20 protein-coding genes are annotated in these 23,176 nt (G+C 62.2%); 13 read left to right on the top strand and 7 right to left on the bottom strand.

The genetic code is table 11. The features are described from left to right. Positions 1-3: 3 nt before the first annotated feature. The 4 genes from ACN9MY_RS25580 (at position 4) to lpdA (ending at position 7,307) form a co-directional block, all read left to right on the top strand. Positions 4-903 carry a hypothetical protein gene (locus ACN9MY_RS25580; protein WP_426336320.1) on the top strand — a complete coding sequence of 300 codons (900 nt, stop codon included), beginning with the start codon at positions 4-6 and terminating at the stop codon, positions 901-903. Between the two features lie 228 nt (positions 904-1,131). Beyond that, complete coding sequence (gene aceE / locus ACN9MY_RS25575; protein WP_426336319.1) at positions 1,132-3,828, top strand: pyruvate dehydrogenase (acetyl-transferring), homodimeric type; 2,697 nt, start codon at positions 1,132-1,134, stop codon at positions 3,826-3,828. Between the two features lie 22 nt (positions 3,829-3,850). After that, positions 3,851-5,506, top strand: coding sequence for a dihydrolipoyllysine-residue acetyltransferase (gene aceF / locus ACN9MY_RS25570; RefSeq protein ID WP_426319037.1), 1,656 nt, complete (start codon positions 3,851-3,853; stop codon positions 5,504-5,506). A 10-nt stretch (positions 5,507-5,516) separates the two neighbouring features. Beyond that, complete coding sequence (lpdA, locus tag ACN9MY_RS25565) at positions 5,517-7,307, top strand: dihydrolipoyl dehydrogenase (protein ID WP_426336318.1); 1,791 nt, start codon at positions 5,517-5,519, stop codon at positions 7,305-7,307. Between the two features lie 4 nt (positions 7,308-7,311). Here the strand turns inward: lpdA and ACN9MY_RS25560 are convergent, their stop codons facing one another. The 4 genes from ACN9MY_RS25560 to ACN9MY_RS25545 all read right to left on the bottom strand — a co-directional run bounded on the left by ACN9MY_RS25560 (position 7,312) and on the right by ACN9MY_RS25545 (position 9,316). Next, positions 7,312-7,866: a hypothetical protein gene (locus ACN9MY_RS25560; protein WP_426319035.1), complete on the bottom strand. Its 555-nt coding sequence runs from the start codon at positions 7,864-7,866 to the stop codon at positions 7,312-7,314. Between the two features lie 104 nt (positions 7,867-7,970). Further along, positions 7,971-8,285, bottom strand: coding sequence for a DUF3144 domain-containing protein (locus ACN9MY_RS25555; RefSeq protein WP_426164048.1), 315 nt, complete (start codon positions 8,283-8,285; stop codon positions 7,971-7,973). 94 nt (positions 8,286-8,379) lie between these two features. Then, positions 8,380-8,562 (bottom strand): hypothetical protein, encoded by a 183-nt coding sequence (locus ACN9MY_RS25550; protein WP_130310722.1) that lies wholly within the window; start codon positions 8,560-8,562, stop codon positions 8,380-8,382. A 109-nt stretch (positions 8,563-8,671) separates the two neighbouring features. After that, positions 8,672-9,316, bottom strand: a complete 645-nt coding sequence (locus ACN9MY_RS25545) for a TetR/AcrR family transcriptional regulator (RefSeq protein ID WP_426319034.1) — start codon at positions 9,314-9,316, stop codon at positions 8,672-8,674. A 150-nt stretch (positions 9,317-9,466) separates the two neighbouring features. On the opposite strand from ACN9MY_RS25545, the gene ACN9MY_RS25540 reads away from it, so the two are divergent. The 3 genes from ACN9MY_RS25540 to ACN9MY_RS25530 are packed head-to-tail and all read left to right on the top strand — an operon-like array spanning position 9,467 to position 13,581. Further along, positions 9,467-10,576 carry an HlyD family efflux transporter periplasmic adaptor subunit gene (locus ACN9MY_RS25540; protein ID WP_426336317.1) on the top strand — a complete coding sequence of 370 codons (1,110 nt, stop codon included), beginning with the start codon at positions 9,467-9,469 and terminating at the stop codon, positions 10,574-10,576. Next, complete coding sequence (locus ACN9MY_RS25535; protein WP_426164040.1) at positions 10,573-12,147, top strand: DHA2 family efflux MFS transporter permease subunit; 1,575 nt, start codon at positions 10,573-10,575, stop codon at positions 12,145-12,147. The genes ACN9MY_RS25540 and ACN9MY_RS25535 overlap by 4 nt, the downstream gene beginning before the upstream one ends. A gap of 15 nt (positions 12,148-12,162) precedes the next feature. Beyond that, the gene (locus ACN9MY_RS25530; RefSeq protein WP_426336316.1) at positions 12,163-13,581 is read left to right on the top strand and encodes an efflux transporter outer membrane subunit; all 1,419 of its coding nucleotides are present in this window, start codon (positions 12,163-12,165) and stop codon (positions 13,579-13,581) included. An 87-nt stretch (positions 13,582-13,668) separates the two neighbouring features. Here the strand turns inward: ACN9MY_RS25530 and ACN9MY_RS25525 are convergent, their stop codons facing one another. Next, positions 13,669-14,556: a LysR family transcriptional regulator gene (locus tag ACN9MY_RS25525; RefSeq protein WP_426164036.1), complete on the bottom strand. Its 888-nt coding sequence runs from the start codon at positions 14,554-14,556 to the stop codon at positions 13,669-13,671. A 101-nt stretch (positions 14,557-14,657) separates the two neighbouring features. On the opposite strand from ACN9MY_RS25525, the gene ACN9MY_RS25520 reads away from it, so the two are divergent. The 6 genes from ACN9MY_RS25520 (at position 14,658) to ACN9MY_RS25495 (ending at position 20,603) form a co-directional block, all read left to right on the top strand. Next, the gene (locus ACN9MY_RS25520; protein ID WP_426164034.1) at positions 14,658-15,260 is read left to right on the top strand and encodes a short chain dehydrogenase; all 603 of its coding nucleotides are present in this window, start codon (positions 14,658-14,660) and stop codon (positions 15,258-15,260) included. Then, entirely contained in the window at positions 15,260-15,862 is a 603-nt protein-coding gene (locus ACN9MY_RS25515; RefSeq protein WP_426164032.1) for a short chain dehydrogenase, read from the top strand. Before ACN9MY_RS25520 ends, ACN9MY_RS25515 begins: the two co-directional genes overlap by 1 nt. A gap of 49 nt (positions 15,863-15,911) precedes the next feature. Further along, positions 15,912-17,612 (top strand): dipeptidyl-peptidase 3 family protein, encoded by a 1,701-nt coding sequence (locus tag ACN9MY_RS25510; RefSeq protein WP_426336315.1) that lies wholly within the window; start codon positions 15,912-15,914, stop codon positions 17,610-17,612. 102 nt (positions 17,613-17,714) lie between these two features. Beyond that, positions 17,715-18,401 carry a hypothetical protein gene (locus ACN9MY_RS25505; RefSeq protein ID WP_426336314.1) on the top strand — a complete coding sequence of 229 codons (687 nt, stop codon included), beginning with the start codon at positions 17,715-17,717 and terminating at the stop codon, positions 18,399-18,401. Positions 18,402-18,484: 83 nt separating this feature from the next. Next, positions 18,485-19,216 carry a BON domain-containing protein gene (locus ACN9MY_RS25500; protein ID WP_426164026.1) on the top strand — a complete coding sequence of 244 codons (732 nt, stop codon included), beginning with the start codon at positions 18,485-18,487 and terminating at the stop codon, positions 19,214-19,216. Positions 19,217-19,304: 88 nt separating this feature from the next. Then, positions 19,305-20,603: an MFS transporter gene (locus ACN9MY_RS25495; protein ID WP_426336313.1), complete on the top strand. Its 1,299-nt coding sequence runs from the start codon at positions 19,305-19,307 to the stop codon at positions 20,601-20,603. 3 nt (positions 20,604-20,606) lie between these two features. Here ACN9MY_RS25495 and ACN9MY_RS25490 read toward each other — a convergent pair whose 3' ends face one another. Both ACN9MY_RS25490 and ACN9MY_RS25485 read right to left on the bottom strand, forming a co-directional pair. After that, complete coding sequence (locus tag ACN9MY_RS25490) at positions 20,607-20,990, bottom strand: MAPEG family protein (protein ID WP_426164022.1); 384 nt, start codon at positions 20,988-20,990, stop codon at positions 20,607-20,609. An 18-nt stretch (positions 20,991-21,008) separates the two neighbouring features. Further along, the gene (locus ACN9MY_RS25485; protein ID WP_426336312.1) at positions 21,009-23,120 is read right to left on the bottom strand and encodes a prolyl oligopeptidase family serine peptidase; all 2,112 of its coding nucleotides are present in this window, start codon (positions 23,118-23,120) and stop codon (positions 21,009-21,011) included. Between the last annotated feature and the right edge of the window lie 56 nt (positions 23,121-23,176).

Here is a 23,176-nt window from a genome sequence, read left to right as displayed (position 1 = left end):
CGAATGAAGATAAAGGAGACAATCGCTCGCCTGGCCGCGCTGTTACTGGCATGCGCGGCGTTCGACGCCCGAGCGGTGGATGCCGTGATCTTCGACCGTGCTGCCTCGTCCGCCGACCTTCGGCGCGAATATTCAAAGGTCTTGCTGCAACAGGTGATGGAGCGCACGGTGCCCGAATTCGGGCCGTACACCATCGAATATGCCGACGCCCACATGGAGCGTCCGCGCCTGCTTGAAGCGCTCAAGGACGGAAAGCTGATTAACGTGACCGCCTACCCAGCCGATGCGAAATGGCTCAAGACCCTGCGCGCAGTGCCAGTGCCCACAGATATGGGCTTGCAAAGCTGGCGTATTGCCCTGATCGACCGCAAGAACCAGGAACGCATTCGCAAACTGGTGCTGCCGGGCGGGCTCAAGGAAATGACTGCCGGTGTCGGATCGGTGTGGGTCACACGCGCGTCGCTGCAGGATAACGGCTTCCACTATGTCACCGGCAGTAACTACATCGGCTTGTTCGACATGCTGGTCGCCGGCCGCTTCGACTACTTTCCGCGCGGAGTGAACGAGATCTTCCAGGAGTACGACCTGCGCAAGCAAGCCTTCCCGCAACTGGCAATCGAAGACAGCATCGTCCTGCACGACAATATTCCCTCGATGTTCTTCGTTTCGCCCAAGAACCCCCGGCTATATAAACGCATCCGCGCCGGCATGGAATCGCTGCTGAAAGACGGCACACTGGAGCGCCTCGTGCTCGAACATCACCGCAGCTACCTGCAGCGCGCCCAACTGTGCAAACGGCGCCGCGTCGACCTGCCGAACAAGGACATCGATCCCGCCATGCTTTCCCGCAGGGAGCTGTGGCTCGATCCCTTTGATCCGCGCCTGGGGCTCTGCCGCAAGTGATGGGGCGCGGGTGCATCGTGCGCCGCCCGCCTGACCGAATCGCGATGATTGAAGCCGCCCGCACGGCTGGTGCCTAATTTCACATTGCAAAATCAACTTCCGCAATTTGAAAAATGCCGAATTCGCTGATAGAATCCTTCACACTTAGCCAAAGTCTTAATAAATAATCACCTGCACCGTCCGGAGCACACAGGGTGGGGCGCCTTCAATTGATAGGAGACTAGTTACATGTCAGCTCAACTTGACCAGGTCACGGCACAAACGGCCAACGATCCTGATGCACAGGAAACCAAAGAATGGCTGGAGGCGTTGGAAGCCGTCCTGGAAAACGAAGGCCCTGAACGTGCCCATTACCTGATGGAGCGACTGGTCGACCTGGCCCGCCGCCGCGGCGCCGATATTCCGTTCTCCGCCAATACCGCCTACGTCAACACCATCCCCGCCCATAAGGAAGCCCACTGCCCAGGCAACCTGGAATACGAAGAGCGCCTGCGCTCGTGGATGCGCTGGAACGCGATGGCAATGGTCGTCAAGGCCAACCGCGCCGACGGCGACCTGGGCGGCCACCTGTCCTCGTTCGCCTCGCTGGCGAACATGCTGGGCATCGGCTTCAACCACTTCTGGAAAGCCGAGAGCGCCGAGCACGGCGGCGACCTGCTGTACATCCAGGGCCACTCGTCGCCCGGCGTCTACGCGCGCGCCTTCCTGGAAGGGCGCCTGAGCGAAGAACAACTGCTGAACTTCCGCAAGGAAGTGGACGGCAAAGGCCTGTCCTCCTACCCGCACCCGAAACTGATGCCGGAATTCTGGCAATTCCCGACCGTGTCGATGGGCCTGGGCCCATTGATGGCGATCTACCAGGCGCGCTTCCTGAAGTACCTGCACGCGCGCGGCATCGCCAATACCGAAGGCCGCAAGGTCTGGGCCTTCTGCGGCGACGGCGAGATGGATGAACCGGAATCGATGGGCGCGATCGGCATGGCTGCCCGCGAACAGCTGGACAACCTGAACATCGTGGTCAACTGTAACCTGCAGCGCCTGGACGGTCCGGTGCGCGGCAACGGCAAGATCATCCAGGAGCTGGAAGCGGACTTCCGCGGCGCCGGCTGGAACGTCATCAAAGTGATCTGGGGCCCGGGCTGGGACAACCTGCTGGCGCAGGACAAGGACGGCATCCTGCAGAAGGTGATGATGGAAACCGTCGACGGCGAATACCAGAACTACAAGGCCAAGGACGGCGCCTACGTGCGCAAGCACTTCTTCGGCAAGCATCCGAAGCTGCTGGAAATGGTGGCCAACATGTCGGACGACGACATCTGGCGCCTGACCCGCGGCGGCCACGACCCGCACAAGATCTACGCTGCCTTCAAGATGGCCAACGAGTCCGTCGGCAAGCCAACCGTGCTGCTGGTGAAGACCGTCAAGGGCTTCGGCATGGGCAAATCCGGCGAAGCGCGCAACACCGCGCACCAGACCAAGAAGCTGGACGACGAGGCAATCCGCGAAATGCGCGACCGCTTCAACATCCCGATCCCGGACGACAAGCTGAAAGACATCCCGTTCTTCAAGCCGTCCGACGACGCGCCTGAAATGAAGTACCTGCACGAGCGCCGCAAGGCACTGGGCGGCTACCTGCCATCGCGCCGTACCAAGGCCGACGAGCAACTGGTGGTGCCGGGCCTGGACGCCTTCAAGGCCGTGACCGACCCGACCCCGGAAGGCCGCGAGATCTCCACCACCCAGGCTTATGTGCGTATCATCACCGCTCTGCTGCGCGACCAGTCGCTGGGCCAGCGCGTAGTGCCTATCCTGGTTGACGAGTCCCGTACCTTCGGTATGGAAGGCCTGTTCCGCCAGATCGGCATCTTCAACCAGCAAGGCCAGTTGTACGAGCCGGTCGACAAGGACCAGGTGATGTACTACCGCGAAGACAAGGCCGGCCAGATCCTGCAAGAGGGTATCAACGAAGCGGGCGGCATGAGCTCGTGGATCGCTGCGGCGACCTCGTACTCGAGCAACAACCGCGTGATGATCCCGTTCTTCACCTACTACTCGATGTTCGGCCTGCAGCGCGTTGGCGACCTGGCTTGGGCGGCGGGCGACATGCGCGCACGCGGCTTCCTGATGGCGGGTACCGCCGGCCGCACCACGCTAAACGGCGAAGGCCTGCAGCACGAAGATGGCCACAGCCATATCGTTGCGGCGACCATCCCGAACTGCGTTCCGTACGACCCGACCTTCGGCCATGAATTGGCAGTCATCATCCAGGACGGCCTGCGCCGCATGGTGGGCGAACAGGAAGACGTGTTCTACTACATCACCATCATGAACGAGAACTATGCCCACCCAGGCCTGAAGCCAGGCCAGGAAGAGGGCATCCTGAAGGGCATGTACCTGCTGCAAGAGGGCGATAAGTCCGCCAAGCAGCGCGTGCAGCTGGTCGGCTCGGGCACCATCCTGCGCGAATCCATCTTCGCCGCTGAACTGCTGAAGAACGACTGGAACATCGCTGCCGACGTGTGGTCCGCTCCTTCGCTGACCCTGGTGGCCCGCGATGGCCAGGACTGCGAACGCTGGAACATGGTCAACCCGACCAAGGAACAGCGCGTCCCTTACGTGACCGGCCTGCTGAAGGACAGCACCGGCCCGATCGTTGCAACCACCGACTACATGCGTGCATTCGCTGAGCAGATCCGTCCTTACATGCCGGAAGGCCGCACCTACAAGGTGCTGGGCACCGATGGCTTTGGCCGTTCGGACAGCCGCGCCAAGCTGCGCGAGTTCTTCGAGGTGAACCGTTACTACATCACCGTCGCATCCCTGCGTGCCCTGGCGGACGAAGGCAAGATCGCGATGTCGGTGGTGGAAGACGCCATCAAGAAGTACGGCATCAACCCGAACAAGCCAAATCCGGTGACCCAATAAATAAGAAGACGGAGCAAACACTATGAGCATGGTTGAAGTGAAAGTCCCGGATATCGGCGACTTCAAGGAAGTTGAAGTCATCGAACTGATGGTCAAGGTGGGCGACACGATCAAGGTTGACCAGTCGCTGGTGACTGTTGAATCGGACAAGGCATCGATGGAGATTCCTTCGTCGCAAGCCGGTGTCGTCAAGGAAATCAAGGTGAAGGTCGGCGACAAGGTGGCGGAAGGTTCGCTGTTGCTGATCGTTGAAGCATCCGGCGCCGCCGGAGTTCCTGCCGCCGCACCGGCAGCAGCCGCAGCTCCGGCAGCCGCGCCTGCTGCTGCGGCCCCAGCGCCTGCCGCTGCCGCCGCGCCTGCGCCAGCTGCTTCGGCCGGCCCGGTCGAAGTGAAAGTGCCCGACATCGGCGACTTCAAGGAAGTGGAAGTCATCGAAGTGATGGTCAAGGTCGGCGACACCATCGCCAAGGACCAGTCCCTGGTGACCGTCGAATCCGACAAAGCCTCCATGGAAATTCCATCGTCGCACGCTGGCGTGGTGAAAGAGATCAAGGTCAAGGTAGGCGACAAGGTTGCTGAAGGCTCCCTGGTGCTGATCGTTGACGCTGCCGGCGGTGCCGCCGCCCCAGCGGCAGCGCCTGCGCCAGCCGCGGCTCCCGCTGCCGCTCCGGCCGCCGCAGCTCCGGCTGCAGCCGCGACTCCTGCTGCCGCTGCAGCGCCGTCCGCGCCTGCCGTCAACGGCAAGCTGGCCCATGCCTCTCCATCCGTTCGCAAGTTTGCCCGCGAACTGGGCGTGGACGTGACCCGCGTTGGCGGCACCGGCCCGAAAGGCCGCGTGACCCAGCTGGACGTGCAAAATTACGTCAAGGGCATCGTCTCCGGCGCAGTCGCAGCACCGAATGCCGCACCGGCAGCCGCTGGCGGCGGTGCAGGCCTGAACCTGCTGCCATGGCCATCGCTGGACTTCAGCAAGTTCGGCGAAACAGAACTGTCCCCGCTGCCGCGCATCAAGAAGATCTCCGGCCCGAACCTGCATCGCAACTGGGTGATGATCCCGCACGTGACGCAGTTCGAAGACGCCGACATCACCGACCTGGAACAGTTCCGCGTCGACAGCAACAACGCCAACGCCAAGAACAAGGACGCCGTCAAGCTCACCATGCTGGCGTTCGTGATCAAGGCCTCCGTGACCGCGCTGAAGAAATTCCCGACCTTCAATTCGTCACTGGACGAGAAGGGCGAGAACCTGATCCTGAAGAAGTACTACAACATCGGCTTCGCAGCCGACACGCCGCAAGGCCTGGTGGTGCCGGTCGTGAAGAACGCCGACCAGAAGTCAGTGACCCAGATCGCCAAGGAAATGGGCGAACTGTCGCTGGCAGCGCGCGAAGGCAAGCTGAAACCGACCGACATGCAGGGCGCCTGCTTCACCATTTCGTCGCTGGGCGGCATTGGCGGTACCGCATTCACCCCGATCGTGAACGCACCGGAAGTGGCGATCCTCGGCTTGTCCAAGTCCTCCATGAAGCCAGTCTGGGACGGCAAGCAGTTCGTGCCGCGCCTGATGCTGCCACTGTCGCTGTCCTACGACCACCGAGTGGTCGACGGCGCATCCGGTGCCCGCTTCGCTGCATACCTGGCCGAAGTGCTGGCCGATATGCGCAAGATCCTGCTGTAAGGAGGCCGCGATGATCGAAGTTAAAGTACCGAACATCGGCGACTTCAAGGACGTTGAAGTGATCGAGCTGCTGGTCAAGGTTGGCGATACCGTCAAGGTCGACCAATCGCTGGCCACCGTCGAATCCGACAAGGCATCGATGGAGATTCCATCGACCCACGCTGGCGTGATCAAGGAACTCAAGATCAAGGTTGGCGACAAGGTGAGCGAAGGCTCGGCACTGATGGTGGTCGAGGAAGCCGTCGGCTCTGCAGCCCCTGCAGCCGCACCTGCTCCAGCCGCAGCTCCTGCGGCCGCTGCAGGCCCGGCGCCAGCCGCCGCGCCAGCCCCGGCCGCGCCTGTGGCTGCGCCGCAGGCTGGCGGCTACGCCGGCCAGGTCGACATCACCTGCGACATGATGGTCCTGGGTGGCGGTCCTGGCGGCTACTCCGCCGCCTTCCGCTCCGCGGACCTGGGCATGAACACCGTGCTGGTCGAGAAATACGCGACCCTGGGTGGCGTCTGCCTGAACGTGGGCTGCATCCCGTCGAAAGCCCTGCTGCACCTGGCAGCCGTGGTCGACGAAACCAGCCACATGGCCAAGAATGGCGTCACCTTCGCCAAGCCGACCATCGACATCGACCAGGTGCGCAGCTACAAGGAAGGGGTCATCAAGAAGATGACCACCGGCCTGGCCGGCATGGCCAAGATGCGCAAGGTGAACGTGGTGCAGGGCGTGGGCCAGTTCCTCAGCCCGAACCACATCGAAGTCACCGCAGCCGACGGCAGCAAGAAGGTCGTGCAGTTCAAGCAGGCCATCATCGCCGCCGGCTCCAGCGTGGTGAAGCTGCCATTCGTCCCTGACGACAATCGCATCGTCGATAGCACCGGAGCGCTCGAACTGCGCTTCATGCCGAAGAAGATGCTGGTCATCGGCGGCGGCATCATCGGCCTGGAAATGGCCACCGTCTACAGCACCTTTGGCGCACGCATCGACGTGGTCGAGATGATGGACGGTCTGATGCAAGGCGCCGACCGCGAGGCCGTGAAGGTCTGGCAGAAGTACAACGAGAAGCGCTTCGACCGCATCATGACCAAGACCAAGACCGTCGGCGTGGAAGCGCTGCCGGAAGGGATCAAGGTCACCTTCGAAGCCGCAGAAGCCGGCGCCACCGCACCGGAACCGCAGCTGTACGACATGGTCCTGGTGGCAGTCGGCCGCAGCCCGAACGGCAAGAAGCTGGCGGCCGACAAGGCCGGCGTGATCGTCACCGACCGCGGCTTCATCAACGTCGACAGCCAGATGCGCACCAATGTGCCGCACATCTTCGCCATCGGCGACATCGTCGGCCAGCCGATGCTCGCGCACAAAGCCGTGCACGAAGCGCACGTCGCCGCCGAAGCAGCCCACGGCGAGAAGGCTCACTTCGACGCGAAGATCATTCCATCGGTGGCTTACACCGATCCGGAAGTGGCATGGGCCGGCATCACCGAAGACGAAGCGAAAGCCAAGGGCATCAAGGTCGAGAAGGGCCACTTCCCATGGGCTGCCAGCGGCCGCGCCGTTGCCAACGGCCGTGACGAAGGCTTCACCAAGCTGCTGTTCGATGCAGAGACGCACCGCATCATCGGCGGCACCATCGTCGGCACCCACGCCGGCGACATGATCGGTGAAATCGCCCTGGCGATCGAGATGGGTGCCGACGGCATCGACATCGGCAAGACCATCCACCCGCACCCGACCCTGGGTGAATCGATCGGCATGGCAGCAGAAGCCTACGAAGGCGTCTGCACCGACCTGCCGCCGCCGCGCAAGCGCTAAGCCGTTAGCGCGATGGGAGGACAGCCTGGCGCGTATCGACCGCGATCCAGTTGTCCTCCCAGGTCTTTCCATTGTCGGCGGAGTAGGCCTGCTCGAAGCGCCACTGGTCCGCGCCCAGCGGGACAATCAGGAAGCGGACCAGGATCTTGCGGCCATCCAGCGTGTCCTGGCCGAAGAAGGTGCCGCGCCCCTGCTTGAAGCTGCCGTGCATTGGCTCCGTCATCGCGCCGTTGGCGAGATTCGCGAAATGCAGGCTCCATTGCCCGCTCGCAGGCTGGTACAGGCGAAGGGAAACTCCGGCAATCCTGCCGGCAGGGCCCTGCACATCAAATTCAACGATATTTGCCCGTTTTCCCATCAGTGGAGAGACGGTCGTCGTGCCGGCATATTCAAGCCATTCCTGGCTGCCGGTAAGAGGTTTGCTGAGTCGCCGCAGTGTTGTTTGCCAGGTCCCCAATTCCCAATTGAAGTCCTGTTGGCCATCGCTCGCTGGAGGAGCCGCTGCGGGGGAGCCGATGTGGATGAAGAAGACCAGGAGCGCAATGAAGGCAGTTTTCATGGTGATGATCCGGGCGTCGAAAGCACGATCTTAGTCTCGGCTCGCTTGCCCGGACAGGGCCATCACGCGCAATTTTCCTGGGGCCACGCGGGCCCGGGAGTTGCTTACTTCTGGTTGCGGTACTGCTCGAAATGCTTGCCGTAGTCTTCCCAGTTATCGTCAAACATCTTGTTGAACTGGTCCATGAAGTAGGCCTTGGCTTCTTCTTTCTTCAGTTTGAAGGCTTCCAGGTCAGGCTGGGCACGTGCTACCAGGTAGGTGTTGTAGCGGGCGGCGGCGAACAGCAGGCTGGCGCCTACCAGTTGCGGGGCGCCCTTGTTGCTGTTTTCGTGGGCGTTGGCCAGTGCAATGTAGGCGTCGATGTTTTCGAAGAATTTCTGGTCGTCGTTCTGCTGCTGTTGGGTTGCTTGTTCGCTCATGATTTACTACCAATAAGTTGATACTAGGGGTGGGCATCGTGACACAGGAAGCGCGTCGCCGCAATAAAAAACCGGGCTTTTGCCCGGTTTGTTGTCAGCTCGCAATGAAGCGCTCTGGGATTTCGATACCGCCGCTATTGGCAGCCTCCGCATAGGCCTTGAGTTCATTGATCGCGGCGTCCAGGTGTTCTTTGTTCGGGTTTTCCTGGAAACCTTTGATGCGCTCGTTGATCGTGGCAATTTTCCTGCTCCATTCGAGCCGATCGACCTTGCTCATACAACCTCCCACTTTAATTTTGGTTCTCGAGAAGGTCAGTATCCGGCAGCCAGCCGATGGGCCACCGTGCGCTAGCGCACATACGCTGCCGCGCACGCTTAAGGGCTGCTTAACGCTTCAACACCCCGTTCAGGAACAGGTCGACGCCTTGCTCGATCTCCTCCGGCGTGGTGGCCACGCCGCAGCGAGAATCGAACAGGAAGCGGCGCAACTGGTCGCCCATCAGGCAGTTCATCAGGTGGATCGCCAGCCGCTCCGGCGGCGCCTTGGTATCGAGTTGGGCTCGGACGTCCGCACGGGCGAAGTAACGCGCCACCAGCTCGCGCGTCTGGCGCGGGCCGGCGTCCCAGAATGCTTCGGCCAGGTCAGGATTGGCGTGGGCTTCCGCCACCACGATTTGATAGAGCGCGGTAGCCGCCGGCGTGCTGACCAGGCGGTGGAAGCGCAGGCCGAACTCCAGCAACGTTTCGCGCACAGGGCGGTGCAGGGTTTCCATGCCGACGGGATCGAAGGCGCCGGCACGATGACGCAGCAAGATCGCCTTGAGCAGGCCGGCCTTGCCGCCGAACTTCACATAGATGGTGCGCACGGCAACCCGTGCTTCTTTGGCAATGGCTTCAAGGCTGACCTTGGCATAGCCCTTTTCCAGGATGAGCCGGGCGGCCGTATCCAGCAGGTCGTTCAGGCGCGCTTCGGCCTCGGCGGCCTTGGGGCGCCCGGCTTTGACTGGCTCGATAACTTGTTCAATAGACATGATTGAAAACCGTACGTAATGCCCGAAGGCTAGCAGAGACCTCACTTTATGCCAAATAAAAATGAAATGCAATCGTTTCATTTCTTGACTTTGGTCATTGATTGACCAATAATGCACACGACTCATTTCATTTTCAGGGAGTTTCCCACCATGTCCCAGCACAACCCAGCCGAACAAAAAGTGCTCAGCGCCGTGCCCGAAGCCGCGCCTACCGCTAATCCACCTAACCGTCGCGTACTCGTGATCGCCGGCCTGATCGCCCTGGCAGCCCTGGCCGCTGGCGGCCGCATGTGGTACCGCAGCCATCACTATGTGGAAACGGAAAACGCCTACGTGGCAGGCCACGTGCACCCGGTGTCCTCGCGCATTTCCGGCGTGGTGACCAAGGTGCTGGTGGACGACAACCAGCTCGTGAAGGCGGGCGACGTAATCGCCGAACTCGATCCCTTCGACCAGCAGGTGAAGGTAGAACAGATCCAGGCCCAGATCGCAAGCGTCCAGCAACAAGTGCTGCAGGCGGACGCCCAGATCGCGCAAGTGAATGCGCAAGCCAGCGCCGCTGCTGCGCAAGTGGCGCAGGCGCAAGCCAACCAGTTGCGTGCATCGCAGGACGCCGAGCGTTATGGCCAGCTGTATACCAGCCAGATGAAAGCGGTATCGAAAGCCGAACTGGATGCGGCCAACGCCGCCCGCGCCAGCGCCACCGCCGACGTGGCGGCGCGCAAGGACAGCGCCGTTGCCGCGAAAGCGCAAATCGGCTCCGCCACCTCCGCCCGCGAAGTGCTGAAGGCGCAAGTCAAAGTGCTGCAAGTGCAGCTGAAAGACGCGCAGCAGCAACTGGCCTACAACCGTATCGTCGCACCGGTCGATGGCCGCGTCGGCAAGCGCACCCTGGAAGTAGGCCAGCGCGTGCAGCCAGGCCAGCAACTGGTGGCCCTGGTGCAGGACAATGTGTGGGTCACCGCCAACTTCAAGGAGACCCAGCTCGCCGACATGCGCGTGGGCCAGGAAGTGAGCCTGACCATCGACGCACTGCCCGGCAAGGAACTGGTTGGCCGCGTTGACTCGTTCTCGCCAGCCTCCGGCGCGCAGTTCGCGCTGCTGCCGGCCGATAACGCCACCGGCAATTTCACCAAGATCGTGCAGCGCGTGCCGGTGAAGATCACCTTCAAGCCGGAAGACCTGAAAGCCTATGAAGGCCGCCTGGTGCCGGGCATGTCGGCCATCGCTGAAGTCAGCATCAAGTCGAACGCAAAATGAGTGCCCCAATGATGGTGCCTGAAGGCCGGGTATCCGGCCGCACCTGGATCGCAGTCGCCGCGGGCATGCTGGGTGCCTTCATGGCGGTGCTGGACATCCAGATCACCAACTCCTCGCTGCGCGACATCCTCGGCGCGCTGAACGCGACGCAGGAAGAGGGCTCCTGGATTTCGACCGCCTACCTGGTGGCCGAGATCATCGTGATCCCGCTGACGGCGCTGCTCACGCGCACCTTCGGCATGCGCGGCTACATGATGGGCACCACTGCACTGTTCCTGGTGTTCTCGACCCTGTGCGGCGCGGCCTGGAACCTGCAAAGCATGATCATGTTCCGCATGATGCAGGGCTTTACCGGCGGCGCGCTGATCCCTATGGCGATGACGCTGGTGATGGCCAAGCTGCCGCCATCGAAACGCGCAGTGGGCATGGCGATCTTCGGCCTGACCGCAACGCTGGCGCCTTCCATGGGCCCGACCCTGGGCGGCTATCTGAGCGAGCTGTATGGCTGGCCTTCGATCTTCTACATCAACTGGGTGCCCGGCATCCTGCTGATCGCCGGCGTGGCCTATGGCCTCGACCACGAGCAGCGCAAGCTTGGTGAATTGTTCAATGCCGACTGGCTGGGCATCGCCTTCATGGCGATGGGCCTGGGCTGCCTGACCATCTTCCTGGAAGAGGGCAACAGCAAGGACTGGTTCGAGTCCGGCTTCATCATCGCCTTTGCCGGCCTGGCTATCGTGGGCTTGCTGGGCTGGGTGCTGACCAGCGCCATGCGGCCGCATCCCTTCGTCAACCTGGGCCTGTTCACGCAGCGGAACTTCCTGGTGGCATCGGCGCTGGCTGCGGTGATGGGCATGGGCCTGTACGGCTCCTCGTTCCTGCTGCCGCTGTACCTGGGCCAGATCGCCGGCTATTCGCCGATGCAGATCGGTGAAGTGATCATGTGGGCCGGCTTGCCGCAGCTGTTCATCATGCCTTTCGCGGCCAAGCTGTCGATGAAGGTCGACAATCGCATCCTGTGCTCGATCGGGCTCGGGCTGTTCGGCGTCTCCTGCATCATGAATGCCTATATGGACGCGACCACCGGCTACGACCAGCTGCTGCTGTCGCAGGTGGTGCGCGCGCTGGGCCAGCCCTTCGTGATGCTGACGCTGTCGAACTTCGCGATGAACGGCATTGCGCCGAAAGACACCGCATCGGCATCTAGCCTGTTCAACATGATCCGCAACCTGGGCGGCTCGATCGGCATCGCCCTGCTGGCAACCCAGCTGACGCAGCGCGAACACTTCCACTCGGCTCGCCTGGGCGAGGCAGTGAACAGCTTCTCGGCCGCCACCCAGCTGCGCCTGGACCAGTTGACGCAGTCGTTTATCGGCAAGGGCTTCGACCCGGTTACCGCATCGGACAAGGCGCTGAAGGCGGTCGATGGCATCGTGCGGCGCGAGTCCTTCGTGATGGCGTACAACGACGGCTTCCTGATCGTGGGCGGCATCCTGCTGTCCTGCATCCTGATCCTGTGGCTGTCCGACAAGGTGAAATCACCTTCGGGCGGCGGCGCTGGTGCGCACTAAATGAGAGTAAGAACTATGAACATCAAAATGATTGCAATGGCAGTTGGCGCGGCAGCGGTATTGGCCGGCTGCGGTACCGTGGGCAGCGACTTCAAGGCGCCTGCAGGCATGAAGGAACAGGCCTTCCGCCACGCGCCGCATGGCGCAGCGAGCGAAGCCCAACTGCCATCGCAGTGGTGGACCGTGTTCAGCGACGACACGCTGAACCGGCTTGAGCACCAGGCCCTGCGCGACAGCCCGACCGTCAAGGCGGCGGCGCAGCGCCTGTTCCAGGCCGAAGCGCAACTGGGACTGGTGAAAGCCAGCCAGCTGCCATCCGTGACGCTCAGTACCGGCGTATCGAATTCGCGCAGCTCGGCCAATACCTCGCAAGGTATCGCCCTGGGCCACCGCTCGATCCACGGCAACAACTACTCCGTGGCAGCCGGCTTCTCGTATGAGCTGGACCTGTTCGGCCGCGTGCGCCGCGCCGTGGAATCGGCCGACGCGCAAGCGCTGGCGGCCAGCCATGACCGCGACGGCGTGCTGTTGCTGCTGTCCTCGCAGATCGCCACCACCTACTGGCAGTTGCGCGGATTGGATGCCGAAATGGCCATCCTGCGCGGCGCGCTGGCCACCCGCAAGGAGAGTGAAGACCTGGTGAACGCCCGGTTCAACGCCGGCCTGTCGAACGAACTGGACACCTCGCGCGCCCGCATCGAACGCGCCAATGCCGAAGCCGACCTGGAAGAAGTCCAGCGCCAGCGCAACACGCTGGAACACGCGCTGGCGGTACTGGTAGGCGCCTCGCCATCGACGATGCAGCTGGAACAGGCAACTGCGGCCGAACTGCCGGCGCCACCGGTCATCCCGGCCGGGCTGCCCGCCAACCTGCTGGCCAACCGTCCCGACCTGGCCGCCAGCGTCGCCACCCTGCGCGCGACCAATGCCAACGTGGGCGTCGCGGAAGGCGCGTTCTACCCCTCGGTCAGCCTGACCGGCAACTTCGGCTACGCCTCGGAGAGCTTGAGCGATATCAGCAAAGGCGGTTCGCGCGTCTTCAGCCTCGGTCCGCTGGCGCTGTCGCTGCCGATCTTCGACGGCGGCCGCAACCAGTCCAACCTGACGGTTGCCAAGGCCCGCTATGAAGAAGCGGTAGCCAACCACGAAGGCAAGCTGCTGACTGCCTTGCGTGAAGTGGAAGACGCCCTGTCCGATGTGCAGCAGCGCACGCAGCAGGGCAAGGTCCAGGCCACGTCCCGCGAAGCCGCCACCCGCGCCTACGACGTTGCCCGTGCCCGTTACGAACGCGGCATCAGCACCTACCTCGACGTCACCGACGCCCAGCGCAGCGCCCTGGCCGCCGACCGCGCCGCCGTGCAGATCAACACCCAGCGCATGCTCGCCACGGTCAGCTTCGCCCGCGCCCTCGGCGGCGGCTGGCAAGCTCCTTAAATAAAAGTCGGGGTCAGGTCTGGCAATCCGCCATTAAACGCACGAATGTGCGTTTAATGGCGGATTGCCAGACCTGACCCCGACTTTTTAATTGGTAGGCCCGAGGCGGGTGAGCACGAAGTCGATGAAGCTGGTCAGCTTGGGTGTGGGCTGGCGGTTGCGTGGGTAGAGCAGGTGCATGGGGCGTGGGGTGGGCAGGTAGTCGTCCAGCACGCGTACCAGGCGGCCGGCGGCGATGTCTTGTGCCAGCGCTGTTTCAGCCTGCATGATCAGGCCGAAGCCTTTCAGCGCGGCTTGTTTCAGGGCGTAGCTGTTGTTGGCACGCAGGCGGCTGAGCGGTACGTTGCGCGCATCCTTTTCTCCCTTCAGCCGCCAGCGTGCCTGCGGCACCCAGCCGCTGAATTCCAGGCATTCGTGTTGCGCGAGGTCGGCCGGTACCTGGGGCACGCCGCGCCGCGCGAGGTAGTCGGGCGAGCCGCAAATCGCCAGGCCATATGGCCGCAGCGGCCGCGCGACCAGCGATGAATCTTCCAGCTTGCCGATGCGCACGGCCACGTCGAAGCCTTCTTCCACCATGTCGATCATGCGGTCGTTCAGGTTCAGGTCCAGGCTGACTTCCGGGTACATTTCCAGGAACTCGGGGATCATGGGGCTGAGCCACTCCATTCCGAAAGAGACTGCTGCCGACACCTTCAGCACACCGCGCGGGGCCAAACGCATGGTTTCGGCCAGGCTTTCCGCCGCGCTGATCTGCGCCAGGATGGTTCGGCATTGCTCGGCATATTGGCGGCCGATCTCGGTCAGCGACTGGCGCCGCGTGGTGCGCGTGAGCAGGGCGGTGCCGAGCTTCTGTTCCAGTTCCCGCACGTGCTTGCCCACCATGACGGCGGAAATGCCGAAGCGCTCGGCTGCGGCGGTGAAGCTGCCTGTGTCGACGGCGGCGACAAATACTTCCATGCTGCGGAGCTTGTCCATTGCGAACCATGAGTTTGTAATTAACTAAATGATAGCTCATTTATTCCTGTGGTGACGGGGCGCATACTGGCTTCACTTCGAAACCCAACAGGAGATTCAACATGAAAAAGATCATCGTTATCGGCGCCTCGGGCACCATCGGCAAAGGGATCGTGGAACAACTGGGCTTGCGCCATGAAGTGATCAGTGTGGGCCGCAACAGCGGCCAGTACCAGGTCAGGATCGAGGACCCGGCTTCGGTGCAAGCGCTGTTCGAAAAAGTCGGCAAGGTGGATGGCGTGGTGGTGGCTGCCGGTGACGCCCATTTCGGCGCGTTGCAGGAGATGACCGCGGAGCAGTTCCAGATCGGCCTGAACTCCAAGCTGCTGGGCCAGGTGAACGTGGCGCTGGCGGCGCAGAAGTACCTGAATGACGGCGGTTCGATCACCTTGACCAGCGGCAGCCTGTCGGACAATCCGGTCCGCTACGGCGTCAATGCCACCACCGTCAACGCTGCCGTGGATGGCTTCGTGCTTGGCGCCGCCATTGAGCTGCCGCGCGGGCTGCGCATCAACTCCGTCAGCCCGACCCTGGTCAACGAGTCGGTCGAGACTTATGGCCCTTATTTCTACGGCGTTGAAACCGTGCCAGTGAAGCGCGTGGCCCTGGCTTACAGCCGCAGCGTGGAAGGCGCGGACAACGGCAAGACTTACCGCGTGTGGTAATGCGTACGGTCCTGGTTATTGGCGGCACCGGCACCATCGGCGGCGCCGTGGTGCGGGAGCTGGGCAAGCGCCATCGCGTGATCACCGCTGGCCGGAATAGCGGCGATCATCGCGTGGCAATCGAAGACATCGCTTCGGTGCAGGCCCTGTTCGCGGCAACCGGCAGGGTGGACGATGTGGTGGTCGCTGCGGGTGCGCTTCACGTCGGCCCGCTGGAAGCGATGACGCACGGGCAGTTCCGCATCGGTCTCGATTCAAAGCTGATGGGGCAGGTGAACGTGGCGCTGGTCGCGCAGCATGCGCTGAGCGATGGCGGTTCGATCACCCTGACCAGCGGCGTCGATGCGCACAATCCCCTGCGCGGCTGCGCCAATACGGTGACCGTCAACAACGGCATCGAGGGCTTTGCCCGCGGCGCGGCGGTGGAGCTGCAGCGCGGCCTGCGCATCAACGTGGTCAATCCTTCGCTGCTGGAGGAATCGGTGGAAAAGTTCGAGTCGCTGTTTCATGGCTTCGAGCCCGTTCCTTCGAGCCGTGTAGCACGCGCCTACAGCCGTTGCGTGGAAGGCGCGGAAACCGGAAAAACCTACCGCGCCTGGTAGACGCAGGCATACAATGTGGCCTTCCTTTTAACTGTAGAGAAAAGGCCACATGAAAAACCTCCTGTCCCCGCTGGTGCTGGCGATTGCCAGCGCCACCGCTGCCGCTGCTCCCGCCGACGTCGCCGAGTTGCAGAAGATGACCAGGCGCTACGCGCCGGTACAACTGAAGGCCGACACTTCGCACCTGACGGCAGGCGACTGCCAGGCGATCAGGAAGCTGATCGAGGCGGCGAAGATCGTCGATACCCTGCAACTGCGCCAGCGCTGGTCCGGCAACGAGGCCTTGTACGCTGCACTGCAAAAGGACAAGTCCCGGCTGGGCAAGGCGCGCGCCGAGTACTTCTGGCTGAACAAGGGCCCGTGGTCCATCCTCGACGACCACAAATCCTTCCTGCCGGCGGAAGTAGCGGGCATCAAGGTACCGGATCATAAGCCTGCCGCCGCCAACTTCTATCCGGAAGGCGTGAGCAAGGAAGAAGTGGAAGCCTGGATCAACGGCCTGCCTGCCGCGCAGAAGCAGGACGCGCAGTGGTTCTTCACCACCATCCGCAAAGGCGATGACGGCAAGTTCAAGATCGTGAAGTATTCCGAAGAATACAAGCCGGAGCTGGAAAAGCTGTCTAAGCTGCTGAAGGAAGCTGCTGCCGCCACCAGCAACGCCTCCCTGAAGAAATTCCTCGACCTGCGTGCGGATGCCTTCCTGTCCAACGATTACCTGCCTTCCGACTTCGCCTGGATGGACCTGGATTCGCCGGTCGACGTCACCATCGGCCCATACGAGACATACAACGACGAACTGTTTGGTTACAAGGCCGCCTTCGAAGCCTATGTGAACATCCGCGACGAAAAGGAAACGCGCAAGCTGGACTTCTTCGCCAAGCATATGCAGGAGCTGGAAGACAACCTGCCTGTCGATCCGATGTACCGCAATCCGAAGGTGGGCGCTGTTGCGCCGATGGTGGTGGTGAACCAGGTCTACGGAGCGGGCGACGGCAATATGGGCGTGCAGACTGCCGCCTACAACCTGCCGAACGACGAGCGCATCATCAGCCAGCGCGGTTCCAAGCGCGTGATGCTGAAGAACGTGCAGGAAGAAAAATTCAAGGCCACGCTGACGCCGATCGCCAAGCTGGTGTTGCGTCCAGCGGACCAGAAGGACCTGGACTTCAACTCCTTCTTCACGCACATCCTGGCGCACGAAATCACCCACGGCCTGGGCCCGCACATCACCAAGGCCGGCGCCACCGAATCGACCCCGCGCCAGGACTTGAAGGAAGCCTATTCCACCATCGAGGAAGCGAAAGCCGACATCACCGGCCTGTTCGCCCTGATGTACATGATGGAGAAGGGCCAGTTGAACGACACCCTGGGCCAGGGTGAAGCCGCGGAGCGCAAACTGCACACGACCTTCCTCGCGTCGGCCTTCCGCACGCTGCACTTCGGCTTGACCGACTCGCACGCGCGCGGCATGGCGATCCAGGTCAACTACCTGCTGGATAAAGGCGGCTTCGTGTCGCACGGCGATGGCACGTTCTCGGTCGACTTCAAGAAAATCAAGCAGGCGGTGATTGATCTTGACCGTGAGTTCCTCACTATCGAAGCGACCGGCGATTACGCGCGCGCCAAGGACATGATGGCGAAGTACGTCGTCATCCGCCCCGATGTGCAGAAGGCTTTGGACAAGATGAAGAAAGTCCCGAACGACATTCGTCCGTCTTTCCCTACTGCCAACTCCTTGCTCGCAAAATAAACTTGCCGACAAGCTCAGCCAATATTTTGTAACAGCGCAGAAACTCCGGTAACAGCTTGCCGTAAGGCATGTATAGTTGTATCCAGTTACCGGAGTTCTGTTATGAAGCTGAGCCTGCCAATCCTGCTGTCCTTTTTTGCTGCCTCTGCTGGCGCTGCACAGCTGACCGAAACTGAAACACGCTGGCTGCAAGCCGGTTCTCCCGTGCTGGCGTACGCCAAGCAGGAACTCAAACTTCCGATTGATATCGTGGTCCAGCCGCAAGCCGGTCCGAACGACGTGCCGCTGGCCATGGGTTTTGCCGATGGCCGCTGCAAGCTGGTGTTCTCCATGCGCGGCAATCCCCAAGCGGAAGAAGTGCTGTCCGGCGTACCTGCCGAGCAACAGAAAATCCTGATCGAAGCCATGACGGCGCACGAAGTCGGCCATTGCTGGCGCCAGGCGCACGGCAGCTGGCATGCTTTGCCGGCCGGCTTTGTCGAGGGTCCGCATGAACAGCTCGACAACCCTGAACTGCAGGCACTGTCGAAGGAAATGCGCGATACCCGCCGCGAGGAAGCCTTCTCCGACCTGGTGGCGTTGGCATGGACGCAACGCGCGAATGCCGCGCAATACAAGCAGGTGCATGGCTGGCTGATGCAGGTGCGCCAGCCTGTCGAGCACGGCTCGCACAACACGCGCGCCTGGCTGCAGCTTGCGGCCGATGGCGCTGTGTTCTCTAGCGAACATAACCCCTTCGAGCAGGCGCGCGTGCTGTGGGGCAAAGGCTTACTTAAAGACGAGCAATAACGCAACTGTGTTCGGTCGCGCACAGAATTTAGTCCCCGGGAGGCGTGTAATTCCCATGCAAACCATCCTAAAGGGGACTAACCATGAAGAAAATCCTGTGTATTTCGCTGGCTGCCCTGTTCAGTACTTCATTCGCCGTCGCGCAGGCTGCCGATAACGACGCCTACAAGGCTGCGAAGGACAAGGCTGAATCCGACTACAAGGTTGCTAAGGACAATTGCAAGAGCCTGAAGGGTAATGCTGAAGACATCTGCAAGGACGAAGCCAAAGTAGCCGAAGCGCGCGCTATCCTGGACGCGACCAGGCAGCACCAGAACACGCCCAGGGACGTAGAAAAGGCCCAGAAAAAACTGGCCGATGCAGAGTATGACCTGGCCAAGGAGCGTTGCGACGACATGAGCGGTTCGGCCAAGTCGGCCTGCAAGTCGGACGCCAAGTCCGCCCATAAGACCGCGCTGGCCAATGCTGGCACGCCAAGCACCACTGAGACCATTGCCCAGGAGACCCGCGAAGCTGGAACCAACCTGGCCAATACTACGCGCGAGGCAACTGCCGATACACGCGCGGCTGCACGTGACGCAACCGCAGGCACCCGCACCGCGATGTCCGATACCATGATCACCACCAAGGTGAAGGCAGAATATGCCGCCGACCCGCTGGTGAAAGCCATGGACGTGCACGTCGAAACCCAGAAGGGTATCGTCATGCTGAGCGGCTTCGTGCCATCGAAGGCTGAAGCTGACAAAGCTGTCGAACTGGCCCGCAAAGTCGAGGGCGTGCAGGAAGTGAAATCTTCCCTGCAGATCAAGAAATAAACGGGCGCCTTGCGCCAAAGAGGGGCCGGCCCAGGGCCGGCTTTTCTTTTTCTTGCATTCATGACGGTCATCATATAAGATGCAGCGCATGATTGCTCAAACTTTCTCCCAGCGGTTGCAGCGCCGCGGCATCCACTATGCGTGGGTCATCGTTGCCTTGACCTTCCTGACCGGGCTGACCTCATCGGCCGCACTCGGCTTGCCGGGCGCGCTGCTGCAGCCCCTGAGCAAGGAGTTCGGCTGGGGTGTCGACCAGATATCGTCGGCCCTGGCCGTGCGCTTCGCCCTGTTTGGCCTGATGGGGCCCTTCTCGGCGATCCTGATGGAGCGCTTCGGCTTGCGTAAAGTGGTGGTGACGGCGCTTGCCCTGATCACGGTGGGCTCCTTGCTGGCGCTGGGGATGACGCAGTTCTGGCACCTGGTGCTGTTGTGGGGCGTGATGCTGGGCGTGGGCTCGGGCATGACAGCGCTGGTCCTGAGCGCCGTAGTCTCCAATCGCTGGTTCGAGACCCGGCGCGGCCTGGTGGTCGGCTTGCTGACGGCCAGTTCGGCAACCGGGCAGTTGATCTTCCTGCCGGTAGGGGCGTGGCTGGTGGAGCATTTCGGCTGGCGCATGGCTGTCGTGCCGGTGCTGGTGGCGTGCGGCGTCGTTGCGATTGCCGTGTTCTTCCTGATGCGTAATCGTCCTGCCGATGTTGGCCTGGCGCCGTTTGGTGCAACGCAGCCTGCAGCGACAGTTACGGCGTCAATGACGATTGGTTTCGCGACGCCGTTCCGCATCCTGCGAGAAGCGTCGGGCAGCCTGGTGTTCTGGCTGCTGGCCGGCAGCTTCTTCATCTGCGGTCTGAGTACCAATGGCCTGATCCAGACCCACTTCATTTCCCTGTGCGGCGATGCCGGCCTGGGTCCGGTGCCTGCTGCTTCGGTACTGGCGATGATGGGCGCCTTCGACCTGATTGGCACGATCCTGTCCGGCTGGCTGTCCGACCGCTACGACAACCGCAAGCTGCTGTTCTGGTATTACAGCCTGCGCGGCCTGTCGCTTCTGTGGCTTCCGTATTCGGAGTTCACGCTTTACGGGCTGTCGATATTCGCCATGTTCTATGGCCTGGACTGGATCGCCACCGTGCCGCCAACCGTGCGCCTGGTCGCAACGACCTTCGGCAAGGAGAAAGCGGGCATGGTGTTCGGCTGGATTTTCGCAGCCCACCAGTTGGGTGCTGCAGTCGCTGCGTTCGGGGCAGGGCAGGTGCGTACGCTGCTGCTTACCTACAATCCCGCGCTGTTCACTGCAGGCGCTGCCTGCCTGGTGGCTGGCCTGATGGTGCTGGCGATCAGGCTGCGGCCGGCCGCAGCAGCGGCGCCGGTCGCAGCCAGCGCCGCATGACGGTCAGGAGTGGGCCAGGATCGCCAGGCTGACGAGGATGCCGGCGAACCACACCACCGTGCGCATGGTAGCGAGGTTGCTGATGTAGATGATGCTGTAGGTCACGCGGATCAGGACAAAGGACATCGCCAGGATATCGATGCGGTCCTGGTTGGCGTGGGCCTGCTGCGCGAGGATGACGGCTGCAATGAACAGCGGCAGTGCCTCAAAGCCGTTGTGCTGTGCAGCGATGGCGCGCTTCATCCAGCCAGCCTGGCGGCCGGCCCAGTCGCGCGGATCGGTATTGTCGTAGCGGTCATTGCTCGTGACCGAGGCGACTTTGGATGTCATCGCGACGACCATGGGCAGCAGGCAGGCCGCGGCGATACACCAGTTTGCAACCGTCATTTTTTACTTCTCCTCTTATTAAAGGTATTTGGCGAGCCAGCCGTGAACTTCGTTGTAGAAGTAGCGGCTGTTTTCGCCTTTCAGGATCCAGTGGTTTTCGTCCGGGAATACTACCAGTTTGCTAGGGGTATTCAAGCGTTGTTGCGCCGCGAAGTTCATCAGCGCGTTGTTGACCGGTACACGGTAATCCAGTTCGCCGACGGTGATCAGGATCGGCGTCTTGAAGCCGGTGCCTTTCTCGTGGTTCGCACCTTGCATGATCGGGCTTTGCTCGCGCCATACGGGCAGGTTGCTCCATACCGGGCCGCCGCCGTTGACTTCACGGCCATAGATGCTGTCGCTGGTACCCCACTGCATCACCAGGTCCATCTCGCCGGCGTGCGACACGATGGCCTTGTAGCGGGTGGTGGTGGCCTGCAGCCAGTTGGCCAGGTGGCCGCCGTAGCTTGCGCCGCCTGCCGCCAGCCTGGTGCTGTCGATGAATGGATATTTCTTGATCGCTTCGTCCACTGCCCAGTTGATTTCGTCGCCCGGGCCTTTCAGCGGGTCATGCTGGATCGAGCGCGCGAATTCTTCGCCGTAGCCGGTGGAGCCCTTGTAGTCGGTCAGCAGCACTACATAGCCCGGCTTAGCCAGCAAGTGGTAGTTCCAGCGCAGCACGAACTGGTCGCGCCACATGTTTGCGGCGCCGCCGTGGATCACCGCAAACAGCGGGTATTTCTTGTTCGGGTCAAAGCCGGCCGGCTTGACGATCATGTTGTGGATCTGGCGGCCGTCCGGTGTCTTGTACCAGAAATGCTCGGGCGCCTGCCAGTCGATCGTCGCGGCTTTCTCCACATTGAAGGAGGTCAGTCGCTTCGGGGCGCCGTTGAACGAGTAGATTTCCGGCGGATTGATGGCCGATTCCCACACGCCTACCAGCGCCTTGCCGCCTGCGTTCAGCGAATTGATCGAGCCGTTCGGCAGCGATGGTTCCTCGCGCTTGTCGCCGCCGGCGTAGTTCATCGAACTGACCTTTTCCAGGCCGGCGTGCTCGAAGGAACAGTAAATGCGCTTGCCGTCGCCTGGCAGGGCGATGCGGGAGATCGAGCGGTCCAGGTCCTGGGTCAGGATCTTCGGCTGCGCGCTGGTGAACGGCCAGGCGAAGCTGGCTACGCGGGTCAGGTCGTACACCTTGTTCGGTACTTCTTCTTCGGTCAGCGCGAACAGGGTCTTGCCGTCAGGTGAGAAGCGCAGGTCGTGGTAGCTGCGGCCATCTTTCGTCAACTGGGTCGGCTCGCCGCCGCCCAGCGGAACGCTGTAGATCTGGGTGAAGGTGGAGGCGCGTGCGGCTTCGTCACGGTTGGTGGAAACGGCGAACACCACGCCTTTGCCGTCGGGCGTCCAGACCGCGTTCAGGGACTGTCCGTCGTCGCCCTGGCTGCCGCCGAACCCCGGCAGGTCGGCCAGCTTGCTGCCGGCCAGGATATCGCGCGGCTTGGCGTCGGCCTGCGCATCCATCACGAACAGGCGCACTTTCTTGTCGTCCAGCCATTTGTCGAAGAAGCGCGGCGGGAAGGATTCGTAGGCGCGGGCGCTGTATTTGCGGTCCTTGCGCTCCTTGGCGACCTTCTTGACTGCTTCTTCATCGGTGGTGCCCGGGAAGATCTCGCTGACGAACAGGATCTGTTTGCCGTCCGGGCTCCACTTCGGCATGCGCGCGCCCAGCGTCAGGGTAGTCATGCGTTGCGCTTCGCCGCCGCTGGCGACGTCGAGGCGGTAGATCTGCGGCGCTTCGTCGCCTTCGCGCTTGGCGACGAACAGCAGGAAGCGGCTGTCCGGCGACCAGGCGTGGGCGGATTCGCCGCCTTTGCTGAAGGTCAGGCGGCGCGGTGCGCTATCGTCCACCAGGGACTTGATCCAGATGTCGGACCATTGCTCCTTGCTGTCGTAGGCCGGATCGGTGACCGAGAACACGGCCCATTTGCCGTCCGGGCTGGGCTGCGGGGCGCCGACGCGCTTCATCAGCCACACGTCCTCGTGGGTGATGGCGTGTTTGGCTGGTTCGACTGCTGCCGCCTGGGACAGGCCGGCGCATGCAGCGAGGAGCAGCAGGGAGGTAAGTTTGGGGAGAATGTTAGTTGCAGTCATTGCAATGGCTTCGTTGGAACAAGGGAGCGAGGATAGTGCGGAATCGAGGCTCCTGT

It is taken from the genome of Pseudoduganella sp. R-31 (assembly GCF_049913235.1).
In the GTDB taxonomy this organism is placed as follows: domain Bacteria; phylum Pseudomonadota; class Gammaproteobacteria; order Burkholderiales; family Burkholderiaceae_D; genus Rugamonas.
Note: the sequence above shows the minus strand (reverse complement) of the source record. Positions and strands in the feature narration are given on the sequence as shown.